This is a genomic window from Arthrobacter sp. ES3-54 (assembly GCF_029504395.1).
GTDB lineage: Bacteria > Actinomycetota > Actinomycetes > Actinomycetales > Micrococcaceae > Arthrobacter.
In genome coordinates this window covers 17,150-30,594 of sequence record NZ_JAQFIF010000008.1, presented here as the reverse complement: position 1 = coordinate 30,594, position 13,445 = coordinate 17,150, and the positions used below count along the sequence as shown (strand labels likewise).

Annotated in this window: 10 protein-coding genes; 3 read left to right on the top strand and 7 right to left on the bottom strand. The window is 63.7% G+C overall.

All coding sequences use genetic code 11. The features are described 5' to 3' along the window. Nucleotides 1-167 precede the first annotated feature (167 nt). The 3 genes from M2428_RS14775 to M2428_RS14765 all read right to left on the bottom strand — a co-directional run bounded on the left by M2428_RS14775 (nt 168) and on the right by M2428_RS14765 (nt 4,992). The gene (locus tag M2428_RS14775) at nt 168-1,625 is read right to left on the bottom strand and encodes a hypothetical protein (protein ID WP_277526711.1); all 1,458 of its coding nucleotides are present in this window, start codon (nt 1,623-1,625) and stop codon (nt 168-170) included. A 75-nt stretch (nt 1,626-1,700) separates the two neighbouring features. Continuing rightward, entirely contained in the window at nt 1,701-2,033 is a 333-nt protein-coding gene (locus tag M2428_RS14770; protein ID WP_277526710.1) for a hypothetical protein, read from the bottom strand. Between the two features lie 58 nt (nt 2,034-2,091). Then, entirely contained in the window at nt 2,092-4,992 is a 2,901-nt protein-coding gene (locus tag M2428_RS14765; protein ID WP_277526709.1) for an SNF2-related protein, read from the bottom strand. A 790-nt stretch (nt 4,993-5,782) separates the two neighbouring features. On the opposite strand from M2428_RS14765, the gene M2428_RS14760 reads away from it, so the two are divergent. Both M2428_RS14760 and M2428_RS14755 read left to right on the top strand, forming a co-directional pair. Further along, nucleotides 5,783-8,314, top strand: coding sequence for a DUF4268 domain-containing protein (locus M2428_RS14760; RefSeq protein WP_277526708.1), 2,532 nt, complete (start codon nt 5,783-5,785; stop codon nt 8,312-8,314). Nucleotides 8,315-8,561: 247 nt separating this feature from the next. Beyond that, nucleotides 8,562-9,329, top strand: coding sequence for a hypothetical protein (locus M2428_RS14755; protein ID WP_277526707.1), 768 nt, complete (start codon nt 8,562-8,564; stop codon nt 9,327-9,329). A 22-nt stretch (nt 9,330-9,351) separates the two neighbouring features. Here M2428_RS14755 and M2428_RS14750 read toward each other — a convergent pair whose 3' ends face one another. The 4 genes from M2428_RS14750 to M2428_RS14735 all read right to left on the bottom strand — a co-directional run bounded on the left by M2428_RS14750 (nt 9,352) and on the right by M2428_RS14735 (nt 12,278). Further along, nucleotides 9,352-10,389, bottom strand: coding sequence for an NAD(P)-binding domain-containing protein (locus M2428_RS14750; protein ID WP_346780753.1), 1,038 nt, complete (start codon nt 10,387-10,389; stop codon nt 9,352-9,354). Between the two features lie 210 nt (nt 10,390-10,599). Continuing rightward, nucleotides 10,600-11,430: a GIY-YIG nuclease family protein gene (locus M2428_RS14745; RefSeq protein ID WP_277526706.1), complete on the bottom strand. Its 831-nt coding sequence runs from the start codon at nt 11,428-11,430 to the stop codon at nt 10,600-10,602. A gap of 195 nt (nt 11,431-11,625) precedes the next feature. Further along, complete coding sequence (locus M2428_RS14740; RefSeq protein WP_277526705.1) at nt 11,626-11,790, bottom strand: hypothetical protein; 165 nt, start codon at nt 11,788-11,790, stop codon at nt 11,626-11,628. A gap of 92 nt (nt 11,791-11,882) precedes the next feature. Beyond that, nucleotides 11,883-12,278: a helix-turn-helix domain-containing protein gene (locus M2428_RS14735; RefSeq protein ID WP_277526704.1), complete on the bottom strand. Its 396-nt coding sequence runs from the start codon at nt 12,276-12,278 to the stop codon at nt 11,883-11,885. 98 nt (nt 12,279-12,376) lie between these two features. Here M2428_RS14735 and M2428_RS14730 point away from each other — a divergent pair, with 98 nt between their 5' ends. Further along, complete coding sequence (locus M2428_RS14730) at nt 12,377-13,240, top strand: SDR family oxidoreductase (RefSeq protein ID WP_277526703.1); 864 nt, start codon at nt 12,377-12,379, stop codon at nt 13,238-13,240. Nucleotides 13,241-13,445 lie beyond the last annotated feature (205 nt).

Sequence of the window (13,445 nt, the reverse complement as noted above, 5' to 3'; positions counted from 1 at the left end):
GCTAGTAGCGACCTAATCTCGAGACCGAGCCGCCGCGAGTAGAGCGCAACCTTGAAGTGACCTTCCGCTGGGTCGACAGCTGGAGTCGGTGTTGACGGATCGAATACTCGCTGCAGTGAGCAGCGGAGCGTGGTCGGGTCGCGCAGTATGAAGTCGTGATTATGACCTCAGCGCTCCTCCTTCTCGGCCGCGCGTTTTTGGGCGCCAAGTGGAGCACCAAGCAATCGGATGGCCTCCGAACGCACCGACCGCTCGAGAATGTCGGCCACGATCGCGAGGTGTTGAGGTTCGAATGACCCTGAGCCGTGCGACAAGGTGTTCCTGGCCCTAGTGAGTGCGCTTTGAAGCGGGAGCGTTCCCTGGCCGGTGTCTGCTTTGCGAACGGCGCTGATTAGATCCGTCTTCGCGAATTCCTCTGAGACCTCGTCCGGCAGCCGCTTCAGCAGATCAGCAAGCGCCGAGTCAAGGCCCTGCTGAGCCTCCCGGCGGAGGTGCTTGTTGATGAACGCAAAGTCGGTCTTCTCAAGGAGCTGCCGGACACGCGCAAGCACGTCCTCCCGCTTAGCGCCGTACTTCTCCTTGTCTGCCCCATGTTTGGCGCGGTTCTCGTAGCCGTGCGACCCTTCCAGCGCCTGCAGCAGAAGCAGAAACCTCGAGCGCGGATGCTGGTCGGTCGCCGTCGCCATCGCACCGTAGGTCTCAAAGAGGGGATGTCTGGCGGCGACTTGTCCCCGCCAGGCATGCAGTAGGTCGAGCAGGCTCAGGTTGTCGCTCGCAAGGTTGACCGCCGAGCGAATCTCCTCGACCGCAGCGCGGGTTGAGTTGACCGGCAGGTGGGTGATGTCCCAACCGAACACCTGATCGCGGTGCGAACGGGGGGCGCCTTCGTCGACCGCCGCGAGAAGATACCGAGCCTCACGTGGAGCACCCGTCAGGAGCGAAATGAGCTGGCGGAGAGGGCGCACCCACTCAAGCCACCAGTCGACAACCGACTGAGGCTCGTCTGAGGTGAGGCGTAGGACGGGGCCGAAGGCCATTCTGAACTCGTAGCCATCAAGCGCACGCACGCTGTAGTCGTAGCTGAAGGTCATCGTCAGGCCGCCCACGCTCCAGGTGAACTTCGCATCCATATCGACGGTGGCTTCCCAGACAGGCTGGTCGCCTGCCTTCATTGGCATCTTGACGTGCGAGATCGGAGCGACCCCCGCGACTGACTCTAGCCCCTCGATCTGGAGCTCGATGGAGGCGTACTTTCGGTGGTCTGAGGTGTCAAAGGCGTCAAGCGAAAGGGCCGCGAAGGCTCCCACGGCTCGGCCGCTGCCCGGAAAGCTGTAGCTGATTTCACCATTCATCAAGGCCACGTAGGCGCCGCTTGAGAGTCGGCCTGTGAAGACGTCGAAGGCGAGGCGCTGCGGGAACGAGGCGACTCCGGGCGCCCCCTCGGACACCCACTCGATTGGTAGGTCACCATAGAGAACCCCGGTCGGATACTTCCCACGGTCGACGGTGAGAAGCCCAGGTATTGAGGTATACCCGCCCTTGCGATCTGGTACCTGCCAAGTGATGAGGTACTCGCCGGTTTCGAAGGGGAGCTTGACGGCTGAGATCTCCTTGGCGGGTTTCATTGTGAAGCTCCATTCGTCCGCGCGAAGGCGATCATCCGCTGCGCGGCAGCCGAAAGAAGTCCGCCGACGGCCGCCTCATTCAAAAGGTCGACCAGGTTCGTCCGGACCTGTCCACGGACAGTATCGACGTCGATCCCGTAGATCCCAGTCCTTTGAGTTCCCGAAGTCGGGCCTCAGCGTCGCCGTCGTCGGCTCCTGCGCGGCACGGAGCGCACGCTTCTTGCCCGGCCAGAAAAGACCGAACCGCTCGCTGCTGTCGGCTGCGTCGCCGTCGAGCAGTTCCTTTAGCTTTTCGACATCCACCTTGCCGTCGGCTATGGCCTCGGGCATCAGATCCGCAAGCTGCGCTGCCAGCTCGGTCTGGAAATTCGGGGTAGTGGATCGTGTTTCGTAGATCTCGTCAGTCATTCGGGTAAATCTCTTTCATGTTATTAACAATTTTCGTCGGTTTGTGAATGACCTTGGTCTATGTGTCTATCCGCCAGCGAATCGTGAACAGGTGCTCCGTGTCCTGAGTTCCCTGGAGCGACTGCTCAATGAGTTCGAGATACTTGTCAGCCTCGGCGCGCAGCTTCTTGCGCGTCTCGCGGAAGTCCTCGTCGGATTCCTCGGCGCGCTGCTCCCACTTGCGGGCTTCCTTCTTGAGCCGCAGCTGTTCCATCGGATCATCGGCCTGACGTGCCAGCTTGCGGGCTTCCTTTTCCTTGGCGCGGTAGTCACGGATCGCGGCCTCGTGCTCGGCCTTCCGATCCTGCTGGTTGCGGTAGAGCAGCTCCTCCTGTTGATCGTAGTAGCGGGAGTTCCGGCCCTGCACTTCCTTCTCCAGCTCGGCCCGGCGAGCGTCCAGGTGGAACGCGAAGCGGCTCTCGTCGGTCACGACAGGCTGCTCTCCCACGGAGGTGCAGGCTAGGTTGAAGATGTCCGCGACGTACTCCTCGTCGAGCCAGCGTCCATCATTGGTCAGTGCGCCGGCGAGCATGTAGGACTCGGAGACGTCCTCGTCGCGTGCCTTCATGCGGAAGGTCGCGAGGCTGACGGTCAGTTCGCCGCTGGCGCCCTCCAGCGCTCGGATCGCGCTGCTGACACGCTCCGACTTGCTGAGTGAGAACGTCAGCTCACTCGCAGGGGTGTGGTTGGTCTTCGAGACATCGACGACGTGCTGGGCGAGCGGGCTCACGTAGCGGTACTGGTGGGCGTTAGCGAGCGGCTGCGATTTGAAGAAGTAGCGTCCGGTCGGTGCGTCACTGACGGGCGATTCGTTCAGCAGGAAGGTGCGACCATCGCCTTCGAAGGTGGCGAATCGATCCAGCTCATGCCGCGTCACCGCGAGCAGCAGGCGCTCGAACCTGTTGAGCACCTCGCCGGACTGCGTGTCGTATGCCTTGAGGCGATCCTGCACATGCGGATCGAGATTGTCGAAGACCTTGGCCTTGGCGTTAGCCATCTCGCGAGAGATCTCGGTCGCGTACTGGCCCTCAAGCTCTCGGAACGCGGCATCCAGATCGTCGGCGGTCTTGCAGCTGTTGAGGATGCCGCTAATCATCTTTTCGAAGTCCAGACCGTCCTCGATCGCGCCGAGCACCTCGTCGCTGGCACCGAACACGCTCGAGAACAGCTGGAACTTGTTCGTCAGCAGCTCCAGGATGCGCTGCTCGGCGATGTTGCCCTTGTTCGAGAAGTTCACGACGACGACGTTGTGCTTTTGCCCAAAGCGGTGCACGCGGCCGATACGCTGCTCGACGCGCTGTGGGTTCCAAGGCAGGTCGTAGTTGACGAGCATGGAGCAGAACTGCAGATTGATGCCCTCGGCCGCCGCCTCGGTCGCGATCATGACCGTGCCCTCGTTCCGGAAATAGTCCACGAGCGCCTTGCGCCGATCCACAGCGGCGATCCCGGTAATCAGGTCGCCGCCCTGGTTGGCCTTTAGCCACTCCTGGTAGATCGCCGTTTGCTCCGGCAAGTTGTTCGAGCCGTTGAACAGGACGAGCCCGTCGCCACGGCCGGTCTCACGGAGGGAGCGTGCAATGTATTCCTGCGTCTTGGTCGAGTCAGTGAAGATGATGGCCTTCTCGGGAGCGCCCAGCTCGCGAAGGCGCTCAAAACCGAGGTCGAGCGCCTCGCCGAGCTTGACCGCCTTCTGGTTCTTGGTGATCGAACGAGCCAGCGCCGCATACTCCCGCAGCTCAGCAACCTCGGCCCTCATGGCCTCCAGGAGCGGCTCGTCCAAAGCCATCGAAGATGCACCGGAGCCAGGCGTGGCTACCTCGATCTCCTCGGCCTCCTCAAGCTCTTCGCTCGTGATCTCATCGTCAACCGCGAAGTCAGCCGCCACCAGGCCGCCGCGACCGTCGCGGCGCTGCCCGGACGCAACCTCATCCGCCAGACGATTGGCGATGTTCTCCAGCGTGCTGGCGACGGCGTAAGTTGATGATCCGAGGCGCTTACGGATGATCAGGGCGGAAAGGTGGCGCTGACTGCCTGCGAAGGCAAACAGCTCACCGCGCTGCAGGTAGTCGTTCACCAGGTCGTAGAGACGCGCCTCGTCGGCGGACGGTGTGAACTCGACCGTCAGCGGCATACGTTTGGTGAAGTGTATGTACTTATCGGCGTCTCGCCGAAGCGTGCGCTTCGAGACCGTTGCAACGCGCTCGACCAAGTCGTCATCGCCACCAAGGTCCCGGTTCTTGACGTACCGTTCTCGGAACGCTTCAAGCGAGTAGAAGTAGCCGGGGTCAAAGATCGACACGAGGCCGTACAGCTCCTCGAGCTTGTTCTGCAGCGGCGTCGCCGTCAGCAGCACCGTCTTGTGGGCACCCTGCACGATATGCGCGACCGCCTCAGCGGCCTTGGTCTTGCCTGTCCAGTGGTTGCGCAGCCTGTGAGCCTCGTCCGCCACGACGAGATCCCACGCCGCGAGCAGCGAGGTCTCGTGCCGTAGCGCAAACTCGTACGAGCAGATCAGCACCTGCGCTGAGCGCCCACCCACGTGAGCGAGCAGGGCGTCCTTCGACTTTGGATCAAGGATCGCGGACGGGATCAGGAACTTTTCGTGCAACTCCTGCTGCCACTGCTGCCGCAGGCTCGACGGGGCAACGATCAGGATGCTGCGGCGCCGCTCCGCCCAGTACTGCGAGATGACGATGCCCGCCTCGATCGTCTTCCCGAGGCCAACCTCATCAGCGAGGATCACGCCCGGCAGAAACGGCGTCTGCAGCGCGAACAAGGCAGCGTCGATCTGGTGCGGCTTAGGCTCTACTTGCGCGTCGAACAGGAGGCCGGCGAGCTTGCCGACGTGATCGTTTGCGTAGCTGCGCTGCAGCTCGTGAGCATAGAACTTCGCCTGGTGCGCGCTCAGCGTACGGCTCATCCGAGAGTCCTCCGTGGGGAAGCAACAAGACACGGTGAAGCCGCAGCGCCCTTCCGGACGTCGAAGCGGGGTGGTCGTGCCTCTCTGCGCCTCATCGGGTGCCTCCGCTTCTCTGCGCCGAGGCGCAATTCAGTCATCTTTGTTCCGAGTCCAAAGCTATCGGTTGCATCCGACACTCATCCCATGCCACGCCGAGCGCACAGACGGAAGGCTCGGCCGGCCGGTCATTGGGACCCCAGGCGGTACCAGCGCCGACGTCGCGTTCGAGTACGCCAGCGTGAAAGCGGTGCTCGAAAGCAGGCTCACCGCCGTCCGGCGCGGGGGAGCGCTGCTAGGTGTGCTCATGTCGGGAACGCCACCCTGAACATGAAGAAGCTTGTGCTCAGGAGATCGACCTGCGTGGCGCCGTCGCTTAGGTCCGTGACCATCCCGCCATCATCAAGATGGTGTAGGAGGGCGAGGTGGAGCTCAATCGTTCATCACGAGCAGAATCGCGCTGGACGATCTCGTGGAACAGGGCTTCGGCACCCTCATCAACAAAGGACTCGGCAGTGAAGGTGCTGACGCATCCGTAGTGATTGGAACTTGCTCGAGCCTGCCAAGATCCTGGGTGCCTGGTCCTGTCAGGCACAATTATCCAGCAACCTGTAGGACCGCGACGGCTGCCTGCCAATCTCCGGTGAATTCTCGGGCCTCGAACTCTTCTGCCGCATAGGTAACTCCAGGCTCGCGGTTACCCTGTAACGGTGGCAGGCGGTTCCACCGCCACTGAGATCCAGAGGAGGCATGTGTGGTTCGGGCGGAGAACGGGACGCTTGCAGGTGTTCTAGAAGGCAAGAAGCAGTACCAGGTTCCGCTCTATCAACGCGTGTACTCCTGGGGGAAGAAGCAGCTCGACCAGCTGTGGTCGGACGTCGTTGAGCTGGAGCGCACCATTGGAGACGACCCGAAGGCCTCCCACTTCATCGGCTCTCTCGTGCTGGCGAGCAGTCCTGATTTTGGCGCTATCGGGGTCAACAAGTTCCTCGTCGTCGACGGGCAGCAGCGCCTGACCACGCTCACGCTCCTTCTGGCTGCGCTCCGTGATCACCTGGTCGAAGCGGGGCATTCCGAACGCGCCAACGGAATCGACGCGCAGTACCTGGTCAATGTCTTCGACAGCGGCAAGCCGCTCAAGGTCATGCCGACCCAGACAGACCGGGCTGCCTATATGGCGGTACTCAATCGTGCGCCACAAGCTGGCGGCGAGGATGCCGTTGGCGCTGCTTACCGGTTCTTCCGCTCCAAGATCGCCGCGGCCGGCGACCCGGACGATCCACGTAACTTGGAGCTGCTCGAAGCCGCTGTCGTACGCGGTCTGGCGCTTGTCGTCGTCACGGCCGAGCCCTCCGACAACGCGCACCGCATCTTTGAGTCGCTGAACAATACCGGCCTCCGCCTGACGCAGAGCGACCTGCTCAAGAACTATTTGTTCATGCGCCTCGGTGATCGCGCAGAGACGGTCTACGAGAACATTTGGCTTCCACTGGAGAGGAAGCTTGATTCTGAGAACCTCGAGCTGTTGTTCTGGCTCGACCTCGCTCAGCGCGACGAGCGTGCGAAGCAGTCAGATACCTACGTCGGACAACAACGTCGGCTCGAGAGACTACGGAACGTCGACGAGCTAGAAGCTGAGGTAATCCGTATAGCCAAGCTGGGTGACGTGCTCGCGACGATTCTCAAGCCTGCGGGGGAGAAGCACCCTGGGATTCGCCGTCGCCTCACCAGGATCAAAGCTTGGGGCTCGACGACCGCGTATCCGGTGGTGATGCAGATCCTCGCCCGACGTGCTGCCGGCACCGCGGCTGACGATGAGGTTGTGCGCGCGCTGACGTACCTGGAATCGTATTTTGTGCGGCGCATAGTGATCGGGCGCGCCACCGCAAATCTGAACCGAACGCTGCTGCAGGCTGTAGGTGCGATCAGTGATGCAGCCCGCATTGACGTCGCGCTGCGCGAGTACCTGTCCCGAGGCCGCAAGCATTTTGCGACCGACCTCCAGGTTCGCGAGGCTGCCAAGACGATCGCGTTTTACTGGCAGGGCCGCGGAGCGCAAAAAAAGCTCATCCTGCAGTGGCTCGAAGAGGCGTACCGCCCGAAGGAGATCGTCGAGCTCGACCCTAGGCATCTGACCATTGAGCATGTGTTGCCGCAGACCATGACTGATTCCGTGCGCAAGGCGTTCGCGATGGGCTTCTGCGCCGATGCGGACATCGACTACGAACACGAGCGGGTCGTTCATACGCTCGGAAACCTGACTCTGAGTGGCTACAACAGTGAGCTCAGCAACAAACCCTTCGAAGTGAAGCGCGAGATGTTAGCCAAGAGCGGCGTATCGATGAACCAATCAATTGCTGCGCACGCCACGTGGGGCGTCGACGAGATCAGTGTCCGTAGCGCTGAATTAGCAGAGAAGATCATCGAGCTGTGGCCGGGACCGGACGAGAGAATCATCGCAGTCGGCGACGAGCCGTCAGCGCTGCGCAGCCAAGTTGCTGCGATCGTCGCCGAGATCCCGGCAGGGCGTTGGACTTCGTACGGCGACGTCGCGATCGTGGCCGGTACCTGGGCCCAGCCGCTGGCCGCGATTATCGCGAACTACCCAATGGCCAACGCTTGGAGAGTCTTGCAGAGCGGCGGGACGATCTCACCTGGTTTCCGCTGGATCGAACCCGGCCGCAACGATAACCCACGCCTGGTCCTTGAGGCGGAGGGCCTCCGGTTCGATGCGCAAGGCCATGCGGATCCTGAGCAGTTCATGGGTGCAGAAGAACTCGCGGAGGCCGCCGGCCTGGACGTAGACGAGGACGCGCTCTCCGCACGCCGCAGGAAGATCAAGCCCCAAGCCAAAGCCGGCAGCCGGACGTCCCTGCAGGACGCCCAGCTTGAATTTTTCGAGCGCGTAAGGGTCCACGGCATTGCAAACGCGACCAACATTGAATCTTGGCGCAAGCCCCTCCCACAGCACTGGTATGACGTCAGCATAGGAGACTCCCGTGGCGTGATCTCCCTTCAGGCCAACTCCCAGAAGAAGACTGTCACCGCCCTCTTCTGGATCAACCACGACAAAGAGCTTTACGCGAAGTTGTTGGCCCAGCGCGACGCCATCGAAGCAGACCTCGGGTCGGTCCTCGAATGGGATGAAAAGCCCGACCGCAAGGCATCCAAACTCGTTATCAGTCGTCCCGGTGATTTCCTAGACGAGGCTCAGTCGCAAGAGCTCGTTGCGTGGCTTGTGACTACGGGAGGTAGGCTCGCTGGTGTCTTGTCGAGGTACCTGTGACGGCTTCTGACCGCGCCAGAAATAGTCGGCTTACGAGTGTTCGCTTTGAGCGAAACCAGCGCATTAAGCGCCTGGTGGCTGACGATCTTGACACTAGGGGGCATGGTGACCGGGCGGTCGCGCCTGAATACGGGAAAAACGCTGCCCGTTTACCGAAAGTGCGGGACACTGGAAGTCCCGAGCCATGAAAGCGGGCCACCTTGCCTACTCTCCAGCACGATGCCGACGGCTTCGCCCGGCTAGTTCCATGGGACTGAGCGGGGCTGGCCGCGCCGGCCATCTCGATCCGCTGCTGTATCCGTGGGACCCGCCCGTGGCCTCGGGTGTCATGGACGGCAATGACTTCCGGCCCCTTGAGCTTTCAGCCGGACTGGATGAAGCCCTCGCGCAGGCCAGCGCGGCACCGCTGGAAGCGCGTTCCCTGGTGGTCTCCATCGGCTCGAATTCAAGCGCCGACGTGATGCGGCGGAAATTCGCCAGCTACCACCAGCCTGTCAGCGCGGTCCTGCCGCTGGTCCGGGGGCAGCTCCACAACATCGCCGTTGGCCACTCCGCCCACGTGAGCAAGGCCGGCTACATCGCCGCCGCCCCGTATCCAATGATGGGAGAGTGCACAGCGGTCTGGCTTTCGTGGCTGGACGACGTCCAACTGATGGCCCTCGACGAAACGGAGCCCAACTACCGGCGGATTCAGCTCGACGGCGAAGCCTGCCCGCTCATGGCGGACCGAGGGGAACGTCCGGAGGAGTTTTCGCTGTTCACCTCGCGCTGGGGCGTGCTGACCGACGGCGACGGCGGGAAGCTTCCCTTCCTCGACCAGCCTGCCCTCTTCGGGCGCCTCGCCTGCAGCGGCACCGGGGACCTCTTGGAGGAGGGGAAGTCCGTGTTCGACGGGCCGCCGGAGCTTGTTGCCGAGCAACTCGCTGTGCCCTCGGTCCAGGCTTGGGCCAGGGACTGGTTCAGCTCGGCCGGTCTCGCCGCACCGGTGGACTTCGGCGGGCCCTGCGCGGGGTAGCCGCCCCTCTTGGACGTCGCCTTCACCGGGCGCCGACGTTCCCAGCGATGTGCTGCGCGATGTATTCGGCATCGCGGCCCACGCCCGCCACGATGGACGAGCCGTGCCCGGTCAGCCACGGCAACCCGACGGCGTACAGGCCCGGGTGTTCGGTGACGCCGCGGTGGTGCCGGGGGTAGTTCCACTCGTCCAGCACCGGGATGTCCGGGATGCTGAAGTCCAGCCGGTAGCCCGTGGCCCAGAGGACCGACGTGACGTTGGCGGCCTCGAGGTTCAGCCGCGCCGGTTCCGACGGAAGCCAGTCGTCCTGGCGCGGCGGCCCCGGCTCCGGTGCCGACATGCCGGCGGCGGCAATATAGCTGTCGAACATCGGCTTCATCCGCTGGTAGAACGCCCCCTCCACCAGGCCCAGGCGTTCCGGAAGGTCATCACTGAAGACGAGGTCGCCGTCGTCGCCTGCTTCCAAATGGCCGTGCAGCCGGACGCCGCTCCGGCCGAGGTCCCGCAGGTGGATGTCGTGGTGGCCGCCGTCGGCGCCGGACACCAGCGGGTTGCAGGCGAACCTCGCCGCGGGGCAGGGTAGCTGCCCCACGGTGAGGCCGTTCAGTCCGTAGTCGGGGCCGAATTGTGCCAGCTGCATCATCCAATAGAGGAGGTCCTGGCCGCGGTACCGGCGCGGTGCTTCCGGGCACGTGGACACCGCCAGGTGGATTTCGCGGCCGACGGCGAGCAGTTCCTCGGCGATCTCGCCGCCGGACTGGCCGGTGCCAACGATGAGTACGGCACCGTCGGGCAGTTGGCCCGGGTTGCGGTAGCTGTCGGTGTGAAGTTGCAGGAGGTGGCTGGGGAGTTGCGCCAACAGTGCGGGGATTTTCGGTTCCTGGTAACCGCCGGTAGCGAGCACCAGGTTCCGGGCCCGCCAGCCGCCCTGGGTTGTGGCCACGGTGAAGCCGCCGCCATCCGCGGGCGCGATACGCGTGACATCCGCACCCGTGCGGACAGGAGCGTCGATGCTCTCCGCATAGTGCCGGAAATGGCCGATGAGCTCATCTCGAAGCATGAATGCTTCTGGGGCGGGCCCGTCACACGGCATGCTGGCCAGCGCGAGCGAGAAGTTCGGCGTGTGAGAATCACGATCAGTTACCTCGCAGCGGTCTGATATCGAAGCCCGGCCAGATATCCGGCGGGCACTAGCTGCCGTTTCTTGACTCGCCAGCGCCATTAGGGCAACTGCCGTTGCCCTAATGGCGTGGGACCAGCAATGCTCCAATCAATGGAAGCGGGAGCGAAGGTAACCCTCCTGCTCGGGTGTGAGAGCGCCCCAGCGGTCGCCCTCAAACGGCAGCTTGCCGTACTTATCTCGCAGTGCCTGCCGGATCGTCTTGGGGCTCTTGCCGACCTCGCGTGCTAGCTCGACCGGCGTGAGTCCGCCTGCTTCTGCGGCGGGGGCCGGGGCAGACTGGCGGGGCGAGGGGACGGAGGCCACGACCGCGGACGCCTCCCTGACTTGCGCGCCTGATGCCTCCCGGGTCATCACCTCGCGCGCCCGGCGCAGCCGAGGGAGCGGCCGGGGGTTGTGCATAATGTTCAGCGGCGGCATCCAGCGGTGGATGACTGCGACCTCAACCTGTCCGAGCGCCTGCGCGAGCAACGGCGGTAGCTCCCACACTGCGAGCGACAGGCGCTCGTGCATCCAGGCCGTGAGCCGGGCATCTCCAACCGGCGTGAGCCCGTAGTTCGAAAAGTGGCTTGGCTTATCGGGGTTGCGGGGAACCGCGTGCAGGTCGAGCGCGTCGCGCAGCAGTGCGGCGAACGACCGCCGTACCGTCGAACTGCCCGTACGTGGCTTCTTGGTCGGGCTGGCCGCGAAGTGGGTGTCGAGTTCCCGGCTCACAAGGTCGTCCTCGCTCTTGCCGATGTACAGCGCGGAGCCCGGCTTTGGGTCGAGGCCCAGGGCGGCCCACGCCTCGGCGTCGCCATAAATGGCGTACAGGCCGGGAACGGGTCGCACGCGGCCCTTCGCCCGTGCGACGGGCCAACGCTCGCCCGAGAGAGCGGAGATGGCCTCTTCGACTTGCGGCGAGAGCTCGGATGGGGTCATGAGGGGGATACTAGCAGGTGCTCCGCTCCCTCTTTAGTCGCGGTGCAAAGTCGTCGTCGGCACGGATTTTCCTTCGATTCCCTACTCCTACAGCCACCAGATTCAGGTACTCGAAGGCTGGGGACTCGGAAGCCAATGGATGAAAAATGTCCTCTGGCACACCCCGCAGGCACTCCTAAGGCTGGACCGGCTGCCCTAGCCACGCATGCCTTTGCGGGCATCCAGCATCACCTTCATCCGCTGCCCGAACCCTGCCTCCGCCTGCGCCAGACGGGCCGGGAGGTCGCCGCCGAAGGCGGGGGATGCCGTCGTCCTATCTTCCCCGGTGCTGCGCTGCGGCCGGACGCCCCGGCGGCTCACGTTCCGCAGGCGGAGGCTGTGCCGGCAGTCATTGCCCGCTCCTTCGAGCCGCGCGTACTGGCTCGCTGAGGCGCCCGCTGATGCCTGTTATGTTAGTCGGTGCGCGGTCCGTTGATGATGTCGTCAGCGTTCTCGAAGGCCCAGGCAACCAGCGGAACCAGCAGGGCGCTCAACTCATAGCCGCGCTCCGTGAGGCTGTAGTCCACCCGGGGCGGAATGACCGGCTGGGCTTTCCGGCTTACCAAGCCATCGCGCTCAAGGGTCTTCAGGGTCTGGGCCAGCATTTTCTCGCTAACACCCTCGGCGCGCCGTCGCAATTCGCTCCACCGCTGCCCGCCCTCGGATAAAGCAAGCAGAATCAGCACGCCCCACTTACTGGTGATGTGGTCGAGCAGGGTGCGGCTGGGGCAGCCGGCCGGAAAAACGCCGTCGGCCAGGGCGGCGGGGAGCCGCGTGGCAGGGGCTGGATCGGCGGTACTAACTTTCATGCCAGTACCTTACCTCAAAGTGCGTACTCTCTTTTGGGAAGTAGGTTGAAGATTCCTTGGTTGTGATTGGTGATAGACACCAAATCGAAAGGAAATCCATGAGCATCGTAATCACCGGCGCAACCGGCCAGCTGGGCCGCCATGTAGTCGAGGCCCTGCTGGAGCGCAACGTTCCTGCGGAGGACATCGTGGCCACGGGCCGCTCCATCGAAAAGCTCGCAGACTTCGCGGCCTGCGGCGTCCAGGTCAAGGCCATGGACTACACCGATCCCGCCTCCGTGGAGGAGGCGTTGCAGGGGGCGCAGAAGGTGCTCCTCATTTCCGGCAGCGAGGTGGGGCAGCGGGTGGAGCAGCACCGAACCGTCATCGAGGCCGCCAAGGCAGCAGGTGTTGAACTGCTCGCCTACACGAGCATCGCCAACGCGGACACCACAAAGATGAAGCTGGCAGTGGAGCACCAGGAAACCGAGACCATCCTGCAGGAAGCGGGCGTTCCTTTCGTTCTCCTTCGTAATAGCTGGTACCTGGAGAACTACACCGATCAGCTGCCCGGCACGCTCGCACAGGGTGGGATCGCCGGAAGCGCAGGGGAGGGCCGCGTCAGCGCAGCTTCCCGCACCGACTACGCCCACGCTGCGGCTGCTGTGTTGGTTGCCGACGACCAGGCCGGCAAAATCTATGAGCTGGGCGGCGACGAACCGTTCACCATGGATGAGCTCGCGGCGGAGATCAGCGCGGCGACCGACAGGGAAATCTCCTATCAGGACCTCCCCCCGCAGGAGTACGCCGGAATGTTGGCGGGTGTTGGAGTCCCGGAGGCCTTCGCGGAAATCCTGGCGGACTCTGATCTGGGGATTGCCCGAGGTGACCTTCTGGTCAGCACCGGAGACCTGAAGGCGCTTATCGGACGCCCCGCCACGTCTCTGGCCGAAGCTGTCCGCTCAGCAGCTGCCTCCGCCTGACCTGCCGCCGAGCGTCGCGGCCCTGCTTGCCGTGACCTCAGGTCAGCGCTCCCTGGTTGCCCGGCCACCTGGTTGCCTGGCCGTCCCGGCCGGGCAACCAGGGCTTGGTGCCGGTGACTCCGGACTGTTGTAGTCACTTGCCGGCAGCAGGAACGCAAGGTTGGGCGTGTTCAGGTAGAAGGAGTCCCAGCGGTCCTGCCAGACG

Bases quoted from the DNA above. Each gene is read 5' to 3' on its own strand.
- M2428_RS14770 (WP_277526710.1), bottom strand. From the start codon at position 2,033: ATGACTGACGAGATCTACGAAACACGATCCACTACCCCGAATTTCCAG.
- M2428_RS14745 (WP_277526706.1), bottom strand. From the start codon at position 11,430: ATGACCCCATCCGAGCTCTCGCCGCAAGTCGAAGAGGCCATCTCCGCT.
- M2428_RS14775 (WP_277526711.1), bottom strand. From the start codon at position 1,625: ATGAAACCCGCCAAGGAGATCTCAGCCGTCAAGCTCCCCTTCGAAACC.
- M2428_RS14750 (WP_346780753.1), bottom strand. From the start codon at position 10,389: ATGCTTCGAGATGAGCTCATCGGCCATTTCCGGCACTATGCGGAGAGC.
- M2428_RS14730 (WP_277526703.1), top strand. From the start codon at position 12,377: ATGAGCATCGTAATCACCGGCGCAACCGGCCAGCTGGGCCGCCATGTA.
- M2428_RS14735 (WP_277526704.1), bottom strand. From the start codon at position 12,278: ATGAAAGTTAGTACCGCCGATCCAGCCCCTGCCACGCGGCTCCCCGCC.
- M2428_RS14755 (WP_277526707.1), top strand. From the start codon at position 8,562: ATGGGACTGAGCGGGGCTGGCCGCGCCGGCCATCTCGATCCGCTGCTG.
- M2428_RS14765 (WP_277526709.1), bottom strand. From the start codon at position 4,992: ATGAGCCGTACGCTGAGCGCGCACCAGGCGAAGTTCTATGCTCACGAG.